Here is a 17,775-nt window from a genome sequence, read left to right as displayed (position 1 = left end):
CTGCCGCCCCGCTTCAGGGCCTTCGCCGAGACCCCGCACGATGCGCACCGTTCGGCCACAACCGAGGAGCCCGCCTCGCCGCGATGTCCTCGATCCAGCCGAGGGCGAGGATGGTCAGGGCGATCAGCGGCCAGACCAGGGCGAACATCCAGAGCATGTACGTGGCGTCCAGTGCCGCCACCGCGTGGTCACTCTGCATGAACGGGAGGTCGTACGCCTGGTCGATGATCGGGACCGTCGCCATGATCAGGAGGTTGTGCCACAGGTAGATGGTGACGGCGCGGTTGTTGGAGAGGGTGACGAGCTTGTCCCAGCGGCGCAGGCGGCCCGGCAGTTCCTGCCAGGACGGGGAGTACTGGAGGAGGACCACTACGAAGCCGAAGGACCAGCTCGCCTGGGCCAGGGGGATGTCGTTGAGGTCCCAGCCGTCCGGGCCCAGGTGGCCCGACGCCCACCACAGGGCGAAGGACATCAGCAGGGCCGAGGCGGAGACGGCCAGGTAGCGGGGAACGCGGCGCAGCACGCCCTCGTGGTGGGCGAAGCCGAGGACCCAGCAGCCGCCGTACACCGCGAAGTCGGTGACCGCGTTGCCCGTTTCGCCGGGGATGGTGAGCAGGCCGGTGCCCAGGACCGCCGTCAGGCCCAGAGGGGCCAGCAGCGTCGGCCACGGTGCCCTGCGGAACGCCCACAGCAGCAGCGGGGACGCCGCCACGAACCACAGGTACGCCCGCAGATACCACAGCGGACCCACCGCCTGCACCGCCCAACTGTCCTCCAGCAGGCCGGACTCGGAACCGATGTGCCAGGGGAAGGGAGGGGCGCCCACGGGGATCACGTAGTCCACCAGGCTCAGTACGCCCCAGGTGCCGCCGTTGTCCGGGTCCTTCACGGGGTTCCAGCCGCCCGCGAACAACAGCGCCAGCGCCAGCGCGCTGAACGCCCACAGCGGCGGGAGCAGTCTCCGTACCCTGTCCCGGATCACCTTCGGCGCCGGGCGGTTCAGGGAGCGGGCCATCAGGGAGCCGGCCAGAGCGAACATCACGCCCATGGAGGGGAACAGGACCGTCAGCCACGCCCATCCGAAGAGGTGGTAGACCACCACGCGGACCAGGGCGATCGAGCGGAGGAGGTCCAGGTAGCGGTCCCGGCCGACGGTCGGTTTCCGGGCGACGGAGGAGGGGGCGACGGCTTCCGTACCGGTCATGCCACCGGCCTCCGATCACTGCTGCTCGTGCCGGGCGTTCGCGGGCCCGGCACCTGGTCGCCTCCCGACGTCCGGCCGTCACCCGACGTCCGGCCGTCACCCGGCACCCGGCCGCCGCTCGGCGCCTCGACGACTCCCGTGCGCCGCAGTTTCTGCCAGCGCAGGCGGCCCCCGGTGAGTGCCGTGATCCAGGACCGGAGGAGTACGACGTACATGAGCTGGCGGTAGAGGATCTGCTGGAGCGGGAGCGAGATCAGGTGGGTGACGCGTTCGCGGTCCAGGCGGAAGGCATACGCGGCGCACACGGCCTGGACCGCCAGGACGCCCAGCCAGGCCGCGATCGTCCTCCGGGTGGGGCCGAAGACGATCCCGTAGAGGAGGAAGACGTCGATCAGGGGGGCCAGCAGCGGGGCGACCACCATGAACAGGGAGACCAGGGGCAGGCCCACCCGGCCGAAGCGACCCGAGGGGCCGCGTTCCAGCAGCGCCCGGCGGTGTTTCCAGATGGCCTGCATCGTGCCGTACGACCAGCGGTAGCGCTGGGACCACAACTGCTGGACGGACTCCGGGGCCTCGGTCCAGGCGCGGGCCTTCTCCGCGTACACCACCCGCCAGCCGTCCCGGTGCAGGGCCATCGTGATGTCGGTGTCCTCGGCGAGCGTGTCGTCGCTCATGCCGCCGACCCGTTCCAGGGCGGACCGGCGGAAGGCTCCGACGGCGCCGGGGATCGTCGGCATGCAGCGCAGGATGTCGTACATCCGGCGGTCGAGGTTGAAGCCCATCACGTACTCGATGTGCTGCCAGGCACCGATGAGCGAGTCCCGGTTGCCGACCTTCGCGTTGCCGGCCACCGCGCCCACCCGTGGGTCGCCGAAGGGCTGCACCAGTTCCCCGACCGTGGACGACTCGAAGACGGTGTCGCCGTCCATCATCACGATCAGGTCGTGACTGGCGTTCGCCAGGCCCCGGTTGAGCGCCGCGGGCTTGCCCGCGTTGCGCTGGCGGATCACCCGGACCCCGGGCAGGTCCATCGCCTCGACGATCCTGGCCGTGCCGTCGGTCGATCCGTCGTCGACGACGACGATCTCCACCGGGTGTTCGCTCGCCGTCAGGGAGCGGACGGTGTTCTCGATGCACTTGGCCTCGTTGTACGCCGGGACCAGCACCGACACCGGTTCGGTGACCGGCGGCCCCCAGCGGAAGCCGCGGCGGCGCACCCGGCGGGCGTGGGCGCCGGAGAGCAGGAACATGAGGACGAAGCGGCCGATGACCAGGGCGCCGACGACCGCGAGGCCGGCCACCATCGCGCCGGTGATGTCGTCGGAGGCCTGGACCAGGAAGATCCACGCCTTGCCCTTCCAGAGGTCGAGGCCGGTGACCGGGGTGTGGGCGCTGGGCGCGTTCAGGGCTTCGGTGAGGTTGTCGAAGGTGTAGCCCTGTTTCTGGAGCAGGGGCAGGAACCGGTCGAGGGCCTGGACCGTCTGGTGACGGTCGCCGCCCGAGTCGTGCATGAGGACGACCGCGCCCTTGCCGTGGTGCGGGGTGGCCCGGCGGATGATCTCCGCGACGCCGGGCTTGCGCCAGTCCTCGCTGTCGGTGTTGTTGACGACCGTGATGTAGCCGCGGGTGCCGATGTACCGGGTCACCGGCCAGGACCTGTCGTCCATGGCGTCGGCGAAGGAGGAGTACGGAGGGCGGAAGAGGGACGTACGGATGTCCGCCGCGCCCGTGATCGCCAGCTGGTTCTGTGACAGCTCCCAGTCGATGCGCTTCCTGGACTGGTAGGCGAGGTCCGGGTGGTTGAAGGTGTGCAGGCCGACCTCGTGGCCCTCGGCGACCATGCGCCGGACGAGGTCCGGGTAGCGGGAGGTCATGGTGCCGGTGACGAAGAAGACCGCGTGCGCGTGGTGCTTCTTCAGCACGTCCAGGACCTGCGGGGTCCAGGTCGGGTCGGGGCCGTCGTCGAAGGTGAGGACCAGGCGGTGGTCGGGGACGCGCAGGCTGGTGGTGCGGCCGCCGCGGGTGTCGATGACCGGGCCGCCGTCGAGGATCTTCTCCGGCACCTTGCCGGTGGAGGCCTCGGGGCGGATGCGGTGGTCGGCGAGGATCTCGCTGTGCACATAGCCGCGCAGCATCAGCATCGCGATCAGGGCGAGGAGCACGAGAAGGGGCAACAGCAGGCGCAGGGGCAGGCGGCGGCGCGGGCGGTCACGAGGGGTGGGCGCGGGTGCGGGTGCGGGTGCGGGCTCGGGCGCGGACTCGGGCGAGGATGCCGATGCGGGCTCGGGCGCGGATGCAGGCTCGGTTCCGGTTCCGGCTCCGGCTCCGGCTTCGGCTCCGGCTTCGGCTCCGGCTCCGGCTCCGGGACGGCGGATGCGGGGTGTCATCAGAGGTGCCGCCCCCGTCACACGGAGGTCGGGGAGGCGGCGGCCGGGGCCGGTCCGACCGGGCCGTCGGCGACCGTGCCCGTTCCGGTTCCGGTGCCTGTTCCGCCGCCCGGTCCCGTACCGATTCCCGTGCCCCCGTCGCCGCCCGTGGACGGCGACGGGCTGACGGAGCCGCCGGCCGGGCCGGTCGGGGTGGGCGGGGTGGTCGAGGGCGTCGGCGCCGTGGGCTCGGGGTCCGGGGAGGAGCCGCCCGCACTGCCCGCACCGGAGGTGGGGTTCGTCGCCGTCGGCTGCGGGTCGGCGGAGGCCCCCGGCTGCCTGGCGGTCCCCGTGGCGCCGGGTGCGGCCGCGCTGCCGCCCGGCGACGGGGCGGCGCCGCCGGGCACCCTCGGGCCCGTAGCGGGCGCGGCGCCGGTGCGGCCGGAGGGCCGGGCGGAGTCGGCGGGCGCAGGGGATATGTCCACCTGGCCGGCCGGCTTGTCCTCGTTCTGGCCGGGCACGGGCAGCCAGGGCGCGTCCGAGCTGCCGGAGAGGAGCGTGGCGACGATGACGACGGCGTAGACCGCGCAGGCGGTGCCGGCGAACATGCCGAGGCGGCGGAAGGTGCGCCTGCGGCGGCCCGACGCGTCGACGAAGACCGGCCCGCCGGAAGGGTCCTGGCCCCCGCCGCGCGGCGCACGTCCGTGCTCGGCGAGGCGTGTACGTTCGTCCGCGATCCGGTCGGCGTCGAGCTGGACGGTCACCTCGAGCGGGTCATGCGCGTGCGGGTCGTGGGCCGACGGCCCGGCCGTTCCGGTGACTCGCACCGCGGGCAGCATTTCGGTCGGCCCCGCGTCGGGCACCGCCCCGCCCGGGAGGACGTCCGTCGTTCCGGTCTCCGGGAAGCTCTGGATGTCGTTCCCGGTCACCGGCAGGCCCTGGGCCCCGAGTTCGGCATCGGGCCATTCCGTCCGGGTGTTTTCCGGCCACTTCTTCGCGCGCACCTGCGTTCCCCCCACGGGAGTGTTTCCGGGTGCGCATACGACTCCGAGCCCGCGCCGTCGGACCCGGCCCCCACCGGTCCGAGCGCCCCCCTGTCTCACCGTGCTCGGCTGTCCCGAACGTAGCGCCGACGCGGGTCGGGGACCTCGGAAGTTTCAATGGTGAACGGAAGTGACCGATTCAGTGATCGATTCATCGATGGCTGGAATCCATGCGCTTTCGGGTCGCCTCAACCACCCCCGTTCGGCGGCCAGTTCCGCCGCGGCCCGTCGAACCGCGTCGAACGCGGGATGCGCGAGCCCTCTGCGCCACACCAGCGACACGGGCGACAGCGGGACGGGGTCGACGAGCGGCCGCACCACCGTGCGCGGCAGGGCGGAGAAGCCGGTCACCGCGAGCACCGGGTTACCGGTCTTCGCCATGAGCCGCTGGAACTCCTCCTCACCCACGGCCAGCGGCGCCGGTGGCGCGACCTCGATGCCGCGTCCGGCGAAGAGGCGGTGGGCCAGGTCGGTCCACTCCGGCGTACGCGCGTTGCCCGCCCCGGCGTACACGGTCTCGCCCGCCAGCGCGTGCAGCGGTACCGCCGCCAGCGGCGCCAGCCGGTGCGCCTCGGGCAGCACGACCGCCATCGGCTCGTACCGTACGAGCTGCTGGTCCAGCCCGGCCCGCAGCGCCGGGTCCAGGCCCGCGAACCGGCCGAACGAGACGTCCAGACGCCCGGCGAGCAGCTCGGCCGCCGCCCCCGTGAGCCCGCTCTCGTAGCGGGCCATCAGCTCGTGGTCGGGGGCGAGTTCCCGCGCCCGGTGCAGCACGCGCCGGCCGGTGTCCAGGTTCGGGGAGTTGAGGTCGACCAGGAGGGGGCGGGCCTGTCCGAAGGCGGCGAGCAGGTCGTCCTGGGCGGCGAGGACCCGCCGGGCGAGCGGCAGCAGGCGCTCGCCGTCGGCGGTCAGCGCGACCTGCCGGGTGGTGCGGACGAACAGCTCGGCGCCCAGCTCCCGTTCGAGGCGCCGCACGTCACGGCTGAGGGCCTGCTGGGCGACGTACAGGCGGGACGCGGCGCGGGTGAAGTGCAGTTCCTCGGCGACGGTGGCGAAGGCGCGCAGGAGGCGGGGGTCGAGGTGGGCGGGAGTGGGCACCGGGCGAACTTACAACAGGGATGCGTGAATCGGTGGCAATCAGGTGTTGGACCCCGTGATCCACTCCGGGCGACGGTTGAGCCATGCCGCAATCAACCATCGAGGAAACCCCCGCGCCCGTCCGCCCCGGCCCCTACCGCCGCCTGTTCACCCACCCCGGCACCCGCGCCTTCACCACCGGCAACCTGATCGCCCGCCTGCCGATGGGCATGTTCGGTGTGAGCGCGGTCGTCATGATCGCCGGGTCACGGGGCTCGTACGCACTCGCCGGCGCCGTCACCGCGACCGGTCTCGCGGCGACCGGGGTGGCCGGGCCCTGGATCGCCCGGCTCGTCGACCGGTACGGGCAGGCCCGGGTCGCCGTGCCGGCCACGGTCACCGCCGTGCTGGGCGGCCTCGCCCTGCTGCTGTGCGTGCGCCTGGACGCACCGGACTGGACCCTGTTCGCCGCGTACGCCGCGACCGCCACCGTCCCCAACATCGGCGGCATGTCCCGGGCGCGCTGGGCCCACCTGCTGCGGGACGACCCCGAGGCCCTGCACACCGCGAACTCCTTCGAGCAGGCCGCCGACGAGCTGTGCTTCATGCTGGGCCCGGTCCTGGCGTCCTTCCTGACCGGCACGTTCTTCCCGGAGGCGGGCACGCTCGTGGGCGGGGGGCTGCTGCTGACCGGAGTGCTGCTGTTCGCGGCGCAGCGGTCGACGGAGCCGCCGCCGCGGGCGCGTACGAAGGCCGCGTCGCCACTGCGCACCCCCGGCATACCGCTGCTGCTGGCGTGCTTCGTGGCCACCGGCGCGGTGTTCGGCTCGATGGAGGTGGTCACGATCGCGTACGCCGACGCCCAGGGCCACCGCTCGGCGGCCGGGGTCGTGCTCGCGCTCCAGGCGGCGGGTTCCTGCGCGGCGGGGCTGCTGTACGGGGCGCGGAAGCCGGGCGGGCCTGCGGAGCGCCGGCTGCCGTGGTGTCTGCTGGCCATGGCCGCGCTGATGTTCCTGCCGCTGCTCGCCGCCCGCACGGCAGGCACGCTTCCGGCGCTCGCGGTGGCCCTGCCGGCGGCGGGCATGGCGACCGCCCCGACGATGGTGACCGCGATGACCCTGGTCCAGGACCGCACCCCCGGGGACCGTCTCAACGAGGGCATGAGCCTGGTCGTCACCGCCCTGCTCACCGGCATAGCCTGCGGCTCGGCGGCCGGGGGCTGGGCTGCCGAGCACACCACTCCGACGGCGGCCTTCGCGGCGCCGGTCGCGGCGGCCGTGACCGCCCTGTTGATCAATGCGGCGGGGAACGCTCTTCGTTCGCTCCGTCGAACCGCTTGCAGCAATTCCCGTCAGACCCATTGACGCTCCCGGAGCCCACACGTACCTTCCCCCGTCGAAGCGCTTCGACGCCACGCACAGAATCGATTCGACGAACCGCCGAGCCGATGAACGCTGCGTGGCACCGGACGACCGCACCCCGGCCGTCCGGCCCCGAGAACCATCCGACTCCGACTCCCCTGGAGGCACTGGATGTTGACGGCACGAAGGCGGGCGGCGGCCGCGGCGGTGGTCCTCTCCGGATCACTGGTCCTGGCCTCCTGCGGCGACTCGGACAGCGGCGCGTCCGACGGCAAGACGCTCCGGCTCTGGCACTACGAGGCGCCCGACAGCGCGATGGGCCAGGCCTGGAACGAGGCCATCAAGGAGTTCGAGGCCAAGCACCCGGGCGTGAAGGTGAAGTTCGAGGAGAAGGGCTTCGAACAGATCCAGAAGACGGCGCCCATGGTCCTGAACTCCTCGGACGCGCCCGACATCATGGAGTACAACAAGGGCAACGCGACCGCGGGCCAGCTGTCGAAGCAGGGCCTGCTGACCGATCTGACCGCCGAGGCCACCAAGCGCGGCTGGGACAAGAAACTCAGCGCCGGTGTGCGCACGACCAGCATGTACGACACCGACGGGGTCATGGGCTCCGGCAAGTGGTACGGCGTGCCGGACTACGCCGAGTACACGATGGTCTACTACGACAAGGACCTCTTCGAGAAGTACAAGATCGCCGAGCCGAAGACGTTCGACGAGCTCACGGCCGCCATGGACGCCTTCGTCAAGAAGGGCGTCACCCCGCTCGCCAACGGCGGCGCCGAGTACATCGCCCAGCAGTACCTCTACCAGCTGGCCCTCTCCAAGGCCGACCGCTCCTGGGTCGACACGTACGAGCTGTACAAGGGCAGGACCGACTTCCATGACGCGGCCTGGACGTACGCGGCGGAGACCTTCGCCGACTGGGTGAAGAAGGGCTACATCAGCGAGAAGTCCACCAGCACCAAGGCCGAGGACGCGGGCGTCTCCTTCATCCAGGGCAAGGCGCCGATCCTGTTCTCCGGCAGCTGGTGGTACGGCCGCTTCCGGACGGAGGCCAAGTTCGACTGGGACAGCACCCTGTGGCCCGGTTCGAACCTGACGCTGGGCTCCGGCGGCAACCTCTGGGTGGTCCCGAAGAACGCCAAGAACAAGGACCTCGCCTACGACTTCATCGACATCACCATGTCGAAGAAGATCCAGAACCTGCTCGGCAACAAGGGCGGCGTCCCGGTCGCGGCCGACACGTCCGCCATCACGGACCCGAAGTCCAAGGAGCTCATCACCGACTTCAACACGCTCAGCCAGAAGGACGGCCTGGCCTTCTACCCGGACTGGCCGGTGAACGGCTTCTACGACGTCCTGGTCTCCGAGACGCAGAAGCTGATGACGGGCAACGAGAAGCCGGACGGCTATCTCGACGCCTTGCAACAGGCGTACGACAAGGGCGCCCCGAAGCAATGACGGTCACCGTCGAACGGGGCACGCGGGCCGTCGGCAAGAGCAAGCACACCCACGCCGGCCCGCGCCGCCCCCGTACCCGCGACTCGTACGCTCTCTTCCTGCTCCCCGGGATCCTCGCCTTCCTAGCGGTCATCGTCGTGCCGTTCCTGATGAACACGGGCGTGAGCTTCACCGACTGGCAGGGCGTCGGCAGCCCGAAGTGGGCCGGGCTCGCCAACTACCGGGAGCTGATGGACGACTCGGAGTTCTGGGCGTCCTTCCGGCACAGCCTGTTCATGGTCGTCGCCATGGCGGCCGTACCGACGGCGCTCGGTCTCGTCCTGGCCGCCGCCCTGTTCGACTACATCGGCAAGCACTTCGGCAGCAAGGTCGCCGCGGTGCTGCGCGCCTGCTTCTACCTTCCGCAGGTGCTGCCCATCGCGGTCGCCGGGATCGTCTGGAGCTGGATCCTCGCCCCCGACAACGGCTCCCTCAACGAACTGCTGAAGGCGGTCGGCCTGGGATCGTGGCAGCAGGACTGGCTCGGCGATCCGGACATCGCGCTGTACAGCGTCATGGGCGTGATGGTGTGGGTGCAGATCGGCTTCCCGCTGGTCGTCTTCATGGCGGGGCTCCAGCGCGTCGACCCGCAGCTGTACGAGGCGGCCGAGCTGGACGGCGCCGGCTGGTGGCGCCGCTTCTGGCACATCACGCTGCCGCAGATCCGCCCGGAGACCTATGTCGTGCTGACCTGGTGCACGATCGCCGCACTGAAGGTGTTCGGCGCGGTGTACGTGCTGACCAAGGGCGGTCCGGGCGGGGCGACGGACGTGCCGTCGTACTTCTCCTTCTCCACCTTCTTCGAGAAGACCCAGGTCGGCTACGGCGCCGCGATCTCCACCGTCCTCACCGTGATCATCCTGGCCCTCTCCCTGATCGGCCTGAGACTCCAGACCCGTGCCGAGGACGCCGAGGAAGGGATCCGCGCATGACCGCCGTCCTACGCCGCTACCCGGTGCTGGTGGCCCTGTGCCTCGCCGCCCTGTTCATGGTGGTGCCGTTCGTGATCGTGGCCGTGAACGCGGTCAAGTCACCGGCCGAGTACTCCGCGCACGGCCCGCTCAGCCTGCCCGACGGCCTCTACCTGGACGGCCTGAAGGACTTCTGGCAGCGGGTCGACTATGGACAGAAGCTGGTCAACTCCGTGCTGATCAGCGGCTCGGTGGCCGTTCTCGCCGCGGTCCTGTCGGTGCTCAACGCGTACGCGATCGGCATCGGCCGGATCAGGGGCCGCACCTGGGTGCTGGCCTTCTTCGTCCTCGCGAACATGCTGCCGCAGGAGGCGCTGGTCTACCCGGTCTACTACCTGAGCAAGCAGATGGGCCTGTACGACACCCGGCTCAGCGTGATCATCGTGTTCACGGTGATCCAGGCGGCCTTCGGCACGTATCTCCTCTCCTCGGTCCTCGGGCAGTTCCCGCGCGAGATCATCGAGGCCGCCCGGATCGACGGCGCGAACAAGTGGCAGGTGCTGTGGCGGATCGTGGTCCCGGTCAGCCGCCCCACCCTCGGGGTCCTGCTGGTGTTCTTCTTCATCTGGACCTGGAACGAGTTCCTGCTCCCCCTGGTCATGCTGATCTCCAACGACAACCAGACCGTGTCGGTGGCGCTCGGCGTGCTCCAGGGCCAGCGCCTGATGGACGCCACGATGACCAACGCGGCGGCCCTGCTGGGCGTGCTGCCCGCGATCGTCTTCTTCCTCGTCTTCCAGCGGACGCTCACCCGCGGCATCGCCGTGGGCGCGGTCAAGTGAAGGCGACCAGCAAAGAGGAGTGCGCGTGAAGTTCACCGACGGCTACTGGCTGCTGCGCGAGGGTGTCACCGCGGCCCACCCGGTCGAGGTCCTCGACGTCACCGCCCCGGACGGCGGGCTGGAGATCCACGCGCCGACCCAGCCCATCCGCCACCGCGGCGACCTGCTGAAGGGACCGGTCGTGACGATCACCGCGCACACGCCGATGCCCGACGTCATCGGCGTGACCCTCACCCACTTCGACGGGGAGCAGCCGCACGGACCCGAGTTCGAGCTCACCGGGACGGAGGTCGCGGCCCACACCGAGTACGACGAGGAGCACGCGACCCTCACCTCCGGCGCGCTGTCGGTCCGGCTGGCCCGCACCGGACCCTGGCACGTCGACTTCCTCGCCCACGGCCGCGTCCTCACCTCCAGCGGCCCCAAGGGCATGGGCATCATGCGGGACGGGACCGGTGCCCACTACCTGCGGGAGCAACTGGGGCTCGGTGTGGGGACGAGTGTGTACGGCCTCGGGGAGCGGTTCGGGCCCCTGGTGAAGAACGGGCAGGTCGTCGACATCTGGAACGCCGACGGCGGCACGGCGACCGAGCAGGCGTACAAGAACGTGCCCTTCTACCTCACGGACGCGGGCTACGGCGTCTTCGTCGACCACCCGGGCAAGGTGTCCTTCGAGGTCGGCTCGGAGGCGGTGTCCAGGGTCCAGTTCAGCGTCGAGTCGCAGCAGTTGACGTACTACGTGATCCACGGGCCGACCCCGAAGGACATCCTGCGCAAGTACACCGCCCTCACCGGGCGCCCGGCTCTGCCGCCCGCGTGGTCCTTCGGGCTGTGGCTGTCGACGTCGTTCACCACGTCGTACGACGAGGAGACGGTGACGTCGTTCATCGACGGCATGCGGGAGCGGGAACTCCCGCTGTCGGTCTTCCACTTCGACTGCTTCTGGATGCGCGAGTTCAACTGGTGCGACTTCCGGTGGGACCCCCGGGTCTTCCCCGACCCCGAGGGGATGCTGGCCCGGCTGAAGGACAAGGGGTTGCGCGTCTGCGTGTGGATCAACCCCTACATCGCCCAGCGCTCCCCGCTGTTCGCCGAGGGCAAGGCGCTCGGGCACCTGCTGCGGCGGCCGGACGGCAGCGTGTGGCAGTGGGACCTGTGGCAGCCGGGCATGGCGCTGGTCGACTTCACCAGCCCGGCCGCACGCGACTGGTACGCGGCGAAGCTGGAGGCGGTGCTCGCGCAGGGCGTCGACTGCTTCAAGACCGACTTCGGCGAGCGGGTCCCGGTCGACGTGGCCTGGTCGGACGGCTCCGACCCGGAGCGGATGCACAACTACTACACCTACCTCTACAACCGCACGGTCTTCGAGGTGCTGCGCAAGCACCGGGGCGAGGGCGAGGCGGTGGTCTTCGCCCGCTCGGCGACCGCGGGCAGCCAGCGGTTCCCCGTGCACTGGGGCGGCGACTGCGAGGCCACGTACGAGTCGATGGCCGAGTCGCTGCGCGGCGGGCTGTCGCTCGGGCTGTCGGGGTTCGGCTACTGGAGCCATGACATCGGCGGCTTCGAGGGCACGCCGACGGCCGCGCTGTTCAAGCGGTGGCTGGCCTTCGGGCTGCTGTCCTCGCACAGCCGGCTGCACGGGTCCTCGTCGTACCGGGTGCCGTGGCTGTTCGACGAGGAGTCCGTGGACGTGCTGCGGCTCTTCACCCGCCTGAAGCTGAGCCTGATGCCCTACCTGTACGAGGCCGCCCGTGCCGCTCATGCCGAGGGCGTGCCGGTGATGCGGGCGATGGTGCTGGAGTTCCCGGACGATCCCGGGTGCGCGCACCTGGAGCGGCAGTACATGCTCGGGCCGGACCTGCTGGTGGCGCCGGTGTTCAGCGACGAGGGGGACGTGACCTACTACGTGCCCGAGGGCACCTGGACCCACTTCCTGAGCGGGCGGACGGTGACCGGGCCGCGCTGGGTGCGCGAGCGGCACGGGTTCTCGAGCGTGCCGCTGCTGGTCCGGCCGGGGGCGGTGATCCCGGTGGGGGCGGTGGCGGACCGGCCCGACTACGACCACGCCGACGGGGTCACGCTGCGGGCGTACGCGCCGGCGCGGGGCGCGCAGGTGACGGTGCCGGTCGGGGACGTGACCTTCACCGTCGTACGCGAAGGGGACACGCTGCGGGCCTCGTGCAGTGATCCGGTGGCGCCGTGGGCGCTGGCGGCCGGGGAGCGGACGGCTCGGGCGCAGGCCGGTACCGGGTTTCTCACGCTGGAGATGGGCTGATGGTGAAGATCACCGATGTGGCGCGGCATGCCGGGGTCTCCCCCAGCACCGTCTCCTACGCGCTCAGCGGCAAGCGCCCCATCTCCGAGGAGACCCGGCAGCGGGTCGAGGCGGCCATCCACGAGCTGGGCTACCGGCCGCACGCGGGCGCCCGGGCCCTGGCCAGCAGCCGGTCGAACGTCCTGGCGCTGGTGATCCCCTTACGGGCCGGCATCCACGTCCCGGTGGTCATGCAGTTCGCGGTGTCCGTGGTGACGACGGCGCGCCGGCACGACCATGACGTGCTGCTCCTCACGCAGGAGGAGGGCGAGGAGGGCCTGCGCAGAGTCGCGGACACGGCTCTTGTCGACGCCCTGATCGTGATGGACGTCCAACTCCACGATCCCCGGCTGCCGTTGCTGCGCTCGCTGGACCGGCCGTCCGTGCTGATCGGGTTCCCCGCCGAGGCGGACGGGCTGACCTGTATCGACCTCGACTTCAAGGCGGCCGGCGAGGCATGCGTGGAGCATCTGGCGCGGCTCGGACACCGGGTGGTGGCGTTGGTGGGGTCGCCGCCGGAGGTGTACGTGCGGGGGACGGCGTTCGCCCAGCGGGTCGTCCAGGGGTTCACGGCCGCCGCCGATCGCGGCGGGCTGTCGAGCTCCGTCCACCCGTGCAAGGCCTCGCCGGCGGCCGCCCGCCTGGTCGCCGAGCAACTGCTGCGGGAGCAGCCCGCGTTGACGGGGGTCGTCGTCCACAACGAGCCGATCCTGGAGCCGCTGATCGACGCCTTCGAGCAACTCGGCCTCCGTGTCCCCGGCGACCTCTCGATCACCGCCATCTGCCCGGACGAACTCGCCGAGTCCGTCCGGGTTCCCGTCACCTCCGTCGCCCTGCCCTCCGCCGAGGTGGGCGAGCGGGCGGTGCGGCTGCTGATGAAGAAGCTGGACGGAACCGCCGTACCCGAGGCGACACTGCTACCGCCCCGGATGACCGACCGGGCGAGCACGGCGCCGCGGGCGCTCGGGTGAAGAGTCGTCGGTCCTTGGTGCCGTCGAGGCGCTCTGTGTGCTGTACTTGGACGCAAGGAGGGCCCCCGCATCGGACCGGTAATCCGCGCGGAGGCCCAAGCTCAGCAGGAGCTTGCCGGATGCCCCCACCCTGTATGGGGACATCCGGCTACTTGCTGAGCCACCAGAGCAGCCACCTCCTCACGTGCCTTGCCGCCCGCTCCGGCAGGCGCCGGATCAGCCGGGTGACGAGAGTCGGCTCTTGCTCACGGTGACACCCCGTCTGGAGGCGTCTCCCTTCGACGTGAGGCGGCCTTACAGGGTCCCGGGACCGCTCTCGTCGGGCCGGGCCCCGAGGGGACGGGGCCCGGTGTGAAGGGAGGACGCACCCATCGGGCGCGTCACAACGCAAGGTTAGCGGATCGCACACCGCCGCCGTGACCGTCGGCGATCAGACCGCTACGCTTGGTCAGGCTGGCACGGCAGCGATCCGTGCGATTCGGCGCAGGGCCAGCAGGCCCCGGATCGTACGGATCCGCCAGGCCGTGAACGCGAGGATGACGACGCCGGTGAGGGTCGGCCACTCCCAGTTTCCGGAGCCGTCCTGGATGGCGGTGCTCGCGGAGGGACCGTCGACGCGGGCGGCCAGGGTGGCGCCGGGCTGCTTTTCGAAGATGCCTTCGACCGCGACGCTGCTGACGCCGACCGTGTGGTCGTCGGCCTCGAACGAGCCGTCGCGTGCGACCTCGGTGAGCCGGGCCCGGCACGCCTCGGCGATCCGGCGCAGCCAGCCCGGTCCGTCGGTTCCGAAGCGGCCGGGGTCGGTCTTCGACGCGGCGGCCCAGACCGTGGTGATCGTGTCGCCGGACAGCGGGGACCGGAGCAGCCGGACAGTGTCCTCCCACAGTACGAGCGCCTGGACGCCGGGGATGCGATAGCCGTCGGCGGTGACGGTCTGGTGGAGGAGTTCGGGCACCGGGACGCACCGCTCCCACATCGGGTCGAATTGCCGGGCGAGTTCGGAGAACCCGAAGTCTTCGTCGAAGAGACGCCGCGCGGCCTCCAGGGGCCGCCACACGACGGTGAGCCCCCCGTAGACGACCTGGAAGGGATGTCCGAACGGTTCGCCGAGGTCGCAGAACCTCTTGCAGCGCTCCTCCAGGACCGGCACGGCCGCCGTCTTGAGCGCGCGCAGATAGAGCCGGAACCCGAGATCGAGGTCGGCGCGGGTGGCGACCTCCTCGAGCGCCGGCGCCAGGCCGGGAAGTTCGCCGGCGGATGCCCGGATCTCCGCCAGGATCGCGTCCCGGACGGTTTCGACGGCCGGCAGGCGCCAGTACGACCACGTGGGGCCCGGTTCACGGCCCACCGCCGCCCGGGGCGGACGGGCCACGCAGGTCGCGTCCATCCGCGCGAGCCAGTCGCGCGCGCCGGTTCCGTGCGCCCACGGATCCCATACGCCTCCCGTGGCGGCGAGCCACACGGAGCGGAGCACCTCGTCGGACAGCGGGGAGTCCAGGAGCTTGCCCAGGTCCGCGCGGAGCTCCTCGGCGTACCCGAAGTCGTCGTGGAACACGTCGAACCCGAGGGTGTGGCGTTCGTCCTCGCCGAGCCGCTCGATGCCCGATTTGTCGACGGGCGTGTCGCACTCGTACTCGGCGAGCTTCTCCGTGACGAGTGCGAGTGCCGCCTCCGCCGTGCCGGGTGGCGTCGACAGGGCGAACGACTCGGTCAGGCCGCTGAACCCGAAGTCGGCGTCGTACTTCTCGAAGTAGGGGCCGGACTGCTGCCGCACGGTCTGGACGCCTCCGAAGTATGGGATCCATGAAGATGTACACGACAAAGACCCCGCCGCTCGAAAGCGACAGGGCCTTGGCCACATGGGATGAGTGGAGATGGCGGGAATCGAACCCGCGTCCAACGGTGCGGAATCAGGGCTTCTCCGTGTGCAGTCCGCTTCGATTTTCTCGGCCCCGGAGATCACGCGGACAAGTCTCCGACGGGCTCAGTCACTGTTTGGTTTCCCTCTTCACCCCGTGACCGGGATCAAGGTTTAGTCCCCTAGCTGATGCCAGGATCCGGGTCGGGAACAGCCCCGGGCTGACACTCCTGTGAGAGTTCGCTAGCTGCTAATTAGGCAGCGAGGGCGAACGAGGAGGAATCGCGCTTGGTGTTGGCGATTATTTTTTGCGACATATGGTTTACGAGATCATTGCCGCTTCCTCGACACGCTTCCCCTGCTTCGACAGCCGCTGTCGAAACCGATCATCCCCATGTTGATTTTTCAATCCCCTCCGTGGAGGGGGATGCGCACCCGCTGTGGAGTGCAGTGCCATCGTACGTGACCAACGCACGACGACGCCAGCTTATTCCCGGCGGCCGGGAAGGCTAGGCACCGCGCTGCTTGCGCTTCGCCGCAGCCACCGCCCGGTCCGACTCCCGCCGGTCCTGCTTCTCGCGCAGGGTCTGCCGCTTGTCGTACTCCTTCTTGCCTCGCGCGAGGGCGATCTCGGCCTTCGCACGGCCGTCCTTGAAGTACAGGGCGAGGGGCACGATCGTGTGACCCGTCTCCTGGGACTTGGACTCCAGCTTGTCGATCTCCTCGCGGTGCAGGAGCAGCTTGCGCCTGCGGCGCACGGAGTGGTTGGTCCAGGTGCCCTGGCTGTACTCGGGGATGTGGGCGTTGTGCAGCCACGCCTCGTTCCCGTCGATCTGGACGAAGCCGTCGGTCAGCGAGGCACGCCCCTGGCGCAGCGACTTCACCTCGGTGCCGGTGAGGACGAGCCCGGCCTCGTAGGTGTCGATGATCGCGTAGTCGTGCCGTGCCTTCTTGTTCTGCGCGACGATCTTGCGCTTGCCGTCCTTCGCCGTCTTCGCGGTCCCTCCGCCCTGCTTGGGCTGGGACTCCTTCGGTACGTACATTCCCTTGCTCATAGTGCAGACCATTTTCGCACCATGGAGGGGGTGGGAGGGAAGCGCATTAAGGCGAGCGGGGCTACGACGGGTCGCCCAGGCCCGTGAGGACCGTCTCCGCCCGCTGGAGCGCGTTCTGCCCGGCCTCCAGGTCGGGGGTGATGCCGCGGCCGTCGACGGCGCGGCCGGAGGGGGTGCGGTAGTGGCCGACGGTCAGCTCGGCGACGGAGCCGTCGGGCAGCTTGCTCGGCATCTGGACCGAGCCCTTGCCGAAGGTGCGGGAGCCGATGACGACCGCGCGGCCGCGGTCCTTCAGGGCGCCGGTGAGCATCTCGGCCGCGCTCATCGTGCCGCCGTCGACCAGGGCGACCAGCGGTCTCGCGGTGTCGCCGCCGGACGCGGCGTGCAGGGCGTGCTGCTTTCCGTCGACGTCGTAGGTGGCGACCAGGCCGCCGTCGAGGAAGGCGGAGGCGGCGGTCGTGGCCTCGGTGACCAGGCCGCCGGAGTTGCCGCGCAGGTCGAGGACGATCCGGCCGTCGGCCGGGGCCTCGCGGACGGCGGTGCGGACGGTGTCGCCGGAGCCCTTGGTGAAGGCGGCGACCTTGATGACGGTCACCCCGGCGGCGAGCTTGCGGACGGTGACGGAGTCGGTGGAGAGGCGGGCCCGGCGCAGTGTCTCGCTCCACGCGCGCGTGCCGCGCTCCAGGCCGAGCCGGACGGTGGTGCCGGCGTGCGCGTCCTGGGCGTCGCCGCGGAGTAACGAGACGACCTCGGTGACGGGCAGTCCGTCGACCCGCCGCCCGTCGATGCTGCGCAGCCGGTCGCCCTGGCGGATCCCGGCGCCGGCCGCGGGCGAGCCGGACTGCACCTTGGTCACCTCGATCCGCCCGTCGCGCTCGCGCCGCGCCGACAGGCCGACGCCGGTGTACTCGCCGTCGAGGGCCTCCTGGAACTCCTCGTACTCCCCCTCGGAGTACACGGCGCCCCAGCGGTCCCCGCTGCGGCTGACCGCGCGCTCGGCGGCCTCCATGGGGGACTTGCCGTCGGCCATGGCCTCGGCGGCGGCCCTCTCGACGTCGTCGTGCCCGGTGGCCGCGCGGGCGGCGCCCTGGGTGGTCTTCCGTCCGGAGGCACCCGAGTGATCGCCGTCCGGGAGGGCGCCGGTGGCGGCTCCGGCGGCGAGCACGCCCGCGAACACCAATGTCAGGGCGGCCCCGCGGCCGAAACGGCGGGGCTGGCAGAACAGGTCGCGGCCTGACATGCGGGTGAGTCTAGGACAACGCGAAGGGCC

13 protein-coding genes and 1 other RNA gene are annotated in these 17,775 nt (G+C 70.9%); 6 read left to right on the top strand and 8 right to left on the bottom strand.

Annotated elements, in window-relative coordinates; translation table 11 throughout:
• Window positions 1–13: 13 nt before the first annotated feature.
• The 4 genes from ACWGJM_RS12055 to ACWGJM_RS12040 all read right to left on the bottom strand — a co-directional run bounded on the left by ACWGJM_RS12055 (window position 14) and on the right by ACWGJM_RS12040 (window position 5,711).
• Window positions 14–1,204, bottom strand: a complete 1,191-nt coding sequence (locus tag ACWGJM_RS12055) for an acyltransferase family protein (protein WP_453411550.1) — start codon at window positions 1,202–1,204, stop codon at window positions 14–16.
• Window positions 1,201–3,345, bottom strand: coding sequence for a glycosyltransferase (locus ACWGJM_RS12050; protein ID WP_453411758.1), 2,145 nt, complete (start codon window positions 3,343–3,345; stop codon window positions 1,201–1,203). Before ACWGJM_RS12050 ends, ACWGJM_RS12055 begins: the two co-directional genes overlap by 4 nt.
• 263 nt (window positions 3,346–3,608) lie before the next feature.
• Window positions 3,609–4,574 (bottom strand): translation initiation factor IF-2, encoded by a 966-nt coding sequence (locus ACWGJM_RS12045; protein ID WP_453411549.1) that lies wholly within the window; start codon window positions 4,572–4,574, stop codon window positions 3,609–3,611.
• A 153-nt stretch (window positions 4,575–4,727) separates the two neighbouring features.
• Window positions 4,728–5,711, bottom strand: coding sequence for a LysR family transcriptional regulator (locus tag ACWGJM_RS12040; RefSeq protein ID WP_453411548.1), 984 nt, complete (start codon window positions 5,709–5,711; stop codon window positions 4,728–4,730).
• An 83-nt stretch (window positions 5,712–5,794) separates the two neighbouring features.
• Here ACWGJM_RS12040 and ACWGJM_RS12035 point away from each other — a divergent pair, with 83 nt between their 5' ends.
• From ACWGJM_RS12035 to ACWGJM_RS12010, 6 genes are all read left to right on the top strand, one after another.
• Window positions 5,795–7,054, top strand: coding sequence for an MFS transporter (locus ACWGJM_RS12035; RefSeq protein WP_453411547.1), 1,260 nt, complete (start codon window positions 5,795–5,797; stop codon window positions 7,052–7,054).
• A gap of 168 nt (window positions 7,055–7,222) precedes the next feature.
• Window positions 7,223–8,515, top strand: coding sequence for an ABC transporter substrate-binding protein (locus tag ACWGJM_RS12030; protein ID WP_453411546.1), 1,293 nt, complete (start codon window positions 7,223–7,225; stop codon window positions 8,513–8,515).
• Window positions 8,512–9,486, top strand: a complete 975-nt coding sequence (locus tag ACWGJM_RS12025; protein ID WP_453411545.1) for a carbohydrate ABC transporter permease — start codon at window positions 8,512–8,514, stop codon at window positions 9,484–9,486. Before ACWGJM_RS12030 ends, ACWGJM_RS12025 begins: the two co-directional genes overlap by 4 nt.
• Window positions 9,483–10,307, top strand: coding sequence for a carbohydrate ABC transporter permease (locus ACWGJM_RS12020; RefSeq protein WP_453411544.1), 825 nt, complete (start codon window positions 9,483–9,485; stop codon window positions 10,305–10,307). Before ACWGJM_RS12025 ends, ACWGJM_RS12020 begins: the two co-directional genes overlap by 4 nt.
• Window positions 10,308–10,332: 25 nt before the next feature.
• Window positions 10,333–12,582 (top strand): alpha-xylosidase, encoded by a 2,250-nt coding sequence (yicI, locus tag ACWGJM_RS12015; protein WP_453411543.1) that lies wholly within the window; start codon window positions 10,333–10,335, stop codon window positions 12,580–12,582.
• The gene (locus tag ACWGJM_RS12010) at window positions 12,582–13,592 is read left to right on the top strand and encodes a LacI family DNA-binding transcriptional regulator (protein ID WP_453411542.1); all 1,011 of its coding nucleotides are present in this window, start codon (window positions 12,582–12,584) and stop codon (window positions 13,590–13,592) included. Before yicI ends, ACWGJM_RS12010 begins: the two co-directional genes overlap by 1 nt.
• A 448-nt stretch (window positions 13,593–14,040) precedes the next feature.
• Here ACWGJM_RS12010 and ACWGJM_RS12005 read toward each other — a convergent pair whose 3' ends face one another.
• The 4 genes from ACWGJM_RS12005 to ACWGJM_RS11990 all read right to left on the bottom strand — a co-directional run bounded on the left by ACWGJM_RS12005 (window position 14,041) and on the right by ACWGJM_RS11990 (window position 17,745).
• Window positions 14,041–15,366: a hypothetical protein gene (locus tag ACWGJM_RS12005; protein ID WP_453411541.1), complete on the bottom strand. Its 1,326-nt coding sequence runs from the start codon at window positions 15,364–15,366 to the stop codon at window positions 14,041–14,043.
• Between the two features lie 92 nt (window positions 15,367–15,458).
• Window positions 15,459–15,844, bottom strand: a transfer-messenger RNA (tmRNA) gene (ssrA, locus tag ACWGJM_RS12000).
• 115 nt (window positions 15,845–15,959) lie between these two features.
• Complete coding sequence (gene smpB / locus ACWGJM_RS11995; protein WP_453411757.1) at window positions 15,960–16,493, bottom strand: SsrA-binding protein SmpB; 534 nt, start codon at window positions 16,491–16,493, stop codon at window positions 15,960–15,962.
• Window positions 16,494–16,566: 73 nt separating this feature from the next.
• Window positions 16,567–17,745 (bottom strand): S41 family peptidase, encoded by a 1,179-nt coding sequence (locus ACWGJM_RS11990; protein WP_453411540.1) that lies wholly within the window; start codon window positions 17,743–17,745, stop codon window positions 16,567–16,569.
• Window positions 17,746–17,775: the final 30 nt, after the last annotated feature.

The sequence above is a fragment of the Streptomyces sp. NPDC054834 genome (assembly GCF_053611185.1).
This window is presented reverse-complemented; position numbering and strand designations above follow the sequence as displayed.

Excerpts from the sequence above, each read along its gene's own strand:
- ACWGJM_RS11990 (WP_453411540.1), bottom strand. The coding sequence starts at position 17,745 with ATGTCAGGCCGCGACCTGTTCTGCCAGCCCCGCCGTTTCGGCCGCGGG.
- ACWGJM_RS12020 (WP_453411544.1), top strand. The coding sequence starts at position 9,483 with ATGACCGCCGTCCTACGCCGCTACCCGGTGCTGGTGGCCCTGTGCCTC.
- ACWGJM_RS12010 (WP_453411542.1), top strand. The coding sequence starts at position 12,582 with ATGGTGAAGATCACCGATGTGGCGCGGCATGCCGGGGTCTCCCCCAGC.
- ACWGJM_RS12030 (WP_453411546.1), top strand. The coding sequence starts at position 7,223 with ATGTTGACGGCACGAAGGCGGGCGGCGGCCGCGGCGGTGGTCCTCTCC.
- smpB (WP_453411757.1), bottom strand. The coding sequence starts at position 16,493 with ATGTACGTACCGAAGGAGTCCCAGCCCAAGCAGGGCGGAGGGACCGCG.
- ACWGJM_RS12035 (WP_453411547.1), top strand. The coding sequence starts at position 5,795 with ATGCCGCAATCAACCATCGAGGAAACCCCCGCGCCCGTCCGCCCCGGC.
- ACWGJM_RS12050 (WP_453411758.1), bottom strand. The coding sequence starts at position 3,345 with ATGCTGATGCTGCGCGGCTATGTGCACAGCGAGATCCTCGCCGACCAC.
- ACWGJM_RS12025 (WP_453411545.1), top strand. The coding sequence starts at position 8,512 with ATGACGGTCACCGTCGAACGGGGCACGCGGGCCGTCGGCAAGAGCAAG.
- ACWGJM_RS12055 (WP_453411550.1), bottom strand. The coding sequence starts at position 1,204 with ATGACCGGTACGGAAGCCGTCGCCCCCTCCTCCGTCGCCCGGAAACCG.